This window comes from Longimicrobium sp. (assembly GCA_036389795.1).
Classification (GTDB): Bacteria; Gemmatimonadota; Gemmatimonadetes; order Longimicrobiales; family Longimicrobiaceae; genus Longimicrobium.
In genome coordinates this window covers 1-2,439 of record DASVWD010000236.1, presented here as the reverse complement: position 1 = coordinate 2,439, position 2,439 = coordinate 1, and the positions used below count along the sequence as shown (strand labels likewise).

At 69.0% G+C, this 2,439-nt stretch carries 2 protein-coding genes and 1 riboswitch; both genes read right to left on the bottom strand.

Annotated features, from left to right (window positions below):
• Window positions 1-516 precede the first annotated feature (516 nt).
• Window positions 517-1,830 (bottom strand): right-handed parallel beta-helix repeat-containing protein, encoded by a 1,314-nt coding sequence (locus VF746_27900; protein HEX8696274.1) that lies wholly within the window; start codon window positions 1,828-1,830, stop codon window positions 517-519.
• A gap of 76 nt (window positions 1,831-1,906) precedes the next feature.
• Window positions 1,907-2,000: riboswitch (cyclic di-GMP riboswitch) on the bottom strand.
• Between the two features lie 76 nt (window positions 2,001-2,076).
• Window positions 2,077-2,217 carry a hypothetical protein gene (locus VF746_27895; protein ID HEX8696273.1) on the bottom strand — a complete coding sequence of 47 codons (141 nt, stop codon included), beginning with the start codon at window positions 2,215-2,217 and terminating at the stop codon, window positions 2,077-2,079.
• Window positions 2,218-2,439: the final 222 nt, after the last annotated feature.

The following is a 2,439-nucleotide window of genomic DNA, read 5'->3' as shown; positions in this document are numbered from 1 at the left end:
CCCGGACTACTTCGACTCCCAGGGTGGAGAGCGCGTAGCGCGACGCCTGCAGCGGCGTCTGGAGAGGCTCGGCTACAAGGTGGAACTGCGGAAGGCCGCCTGAAGAGCGCGACCCCGGCTCCGTAGTTTCTATTCAGGAGCGTCTGCGCGTAATTCGCTGCCGCACCAAATGGTTGGACGCGACCGAAGGATCTATGGGCTGCACTGCGTAGATCTTCGCACGCGGGCCATAGATCCTTCGGCCTGCGAGCATTCGCGCGGACGCGGCTACGGTCTGGCCGGCCTCAGGATGACACCTTTCCGTAATGCACATTCAATCCCGGAATCTGGGATGAGACATTTTCAGGATTTGTGAACCCGGACGATCCTCTGCAAAGTCGTAATGGGAGCCGGCTTTCCGTGCACGAGAGCGGGGCGGCGCGTAGAAAGCAGAAGGGGCCGGACGGCATCCTCGCCGCCCGGCCTCTTCGCGTCTCCGTCACTTCATACTCTCGTACTTCCGTACTTTCGTACTTCCTACCGGCAGGTCACGTTCGAGAACCCCGCCGCGTTGCGGACCGTGTTGTCGCACGCCACCGCCGTGCTCCCGCCGACGCGCGAGTCGACCTGGAAGCCGTAGCCGTCGGCCTGCACGTCGGCCACGTTGCGGCGGAAGACGTTGCCGCGCCCCCACCCGTCGGCGTCCACGTACACCTCGAAGCCGTTCTTCAGCGCGCGCGAGCCGCGGTTGTCCTCCACCACGTAGTCGTTGCCCATCACCGCCACCCACGAGTCGGCCCAAGGCGCCGCGGGCGCGCCCATCCCCGTGCCGTCGAAGGTGTTGCCGCGGATCACCCCGGCCGTGGTGCCCTCCATCACCTGCACGTGCTCGGCGGTCACGTAGGGCCCGAAGCGGGTGTCGAGCACCTGGTTGCGGTCGCTGCGATCGGGCTGGCAGCCGGTGCGCTGGCACCAGTGGTCCACCCAGCTCCCCACGTAGACGCCTTCGCCGTACTCGGGCTGGCGGCGCCCGGTGTGGTGGATCCAGCTGTTGCGGACCACGTTGTCCGAGCTGAGCTGGCTGATGTGGATGGCGTGCTGGCCGGTGTTGAAGACCTCCACCCACTGGACCACGTTGTACGAGCCGCGGCTGATCTGCAGCCCGCCCATCGAGTTGGTCAGCACCAGCCCCGACAGCGTCCAGTAGCTCGCCCCGTCCAGCCACAGCGCGTGCCCCGAGTCCTGCGAGCCGGTCTGCAGCACCGCCCGTCCCGTCCCGCAGAGCACGATCCGCCGCTCGGCCGTCCCCGACGCGTGCACGTTGGGGTACCCCGTGTACGTCCCGTCGGCCAGCTCGATCACGTCGCCGGGGCGCGCGTCCGCCACCGCCGCCTGCAGCTGCGAGGCGCTGGAGACCGGCACCCGGCGCAGCGCGGGGAAGGAGGAGCACGCCGGCGCCGCGGTCAGGGGAGCGGAGACGGTGGTGTCGGGGGGCGGCGGCGGGGGCGTTCCCGGCTTCTTCACCTTGACGCCCGTGCTGGTGCCGCCCTTGGAGGTGCGGGCCGTGACCGTGGCGGTCCCCTCGGCCAGCCCCGTCACCACGCCCGCCGGGGAGACGCTCACCACCGCGGGGTCGCTGCTGGTCCACTCCGCGGCCATCGCGGTCCCGCCGTCGAGCACCGCCAGCTCCACGGCGCCGGAGACGGGCACCTCCACGCCGCCCGTGGCGGGGGCGAGCGAGGGGCGCACGGCGATGATCAGCTCGGGGAGGGTGGAGGGGCCGGTGGGCGAGCCGCCGCCGCAGGCCGCGGACAGCGGGAGGAGCACGGTGCAGACGAGGGCGGAGATCACTCGCGCGCGGGGGAACGCGTGGGCACGGCGGACACAGCCGTGCGACGGTACGGTCGCAGCCATGGCGAAGCACCTTTTCGGCGGCTCGACTGGCATGGCGGGCGCGGTGCGCCTGCTTTAGCCTCGTAGCTTTGCGTCCCCGCCTTTCGACGGGTTTGCCGTTTCTCGTAGGTGCCCGGCCACGGCCGGGCAGGTCCGGGACTCCCCGGAGCCGGCCCGGTGTGTTGCCAGCAGTATGCCAGCGGCTCAGGCGAGCCGCAAGTCCATGCGATGCATGCAATTGTCCAGCAACGACGCGAATTCCGGCCGGCGGCGCGGCGCCGCATCGTGCAAATCCTCTTTCGGATTGCCGGTACTTCTTGCGGGACCCCGGAACGTCTTGCGCACGACCGCTCCGGGCGGGCGGGCCCGGCGGCTTCTTCCACGCCTGAACGTCTCATACCAGATTCCGTGATCGATTGTGCAAAAGGAGATGTCATCCTGAGTCTACCACCGCGCTGCGCGCGACCAGGGAGGATGAAACGGGTGTGGGAGCATAAATTGGGCGGGTGGCGTCGGCAAAGAGGTCGGTAAGCTCATTGGTGCGAGAGAGCCCGTTCCTGAGTCAGA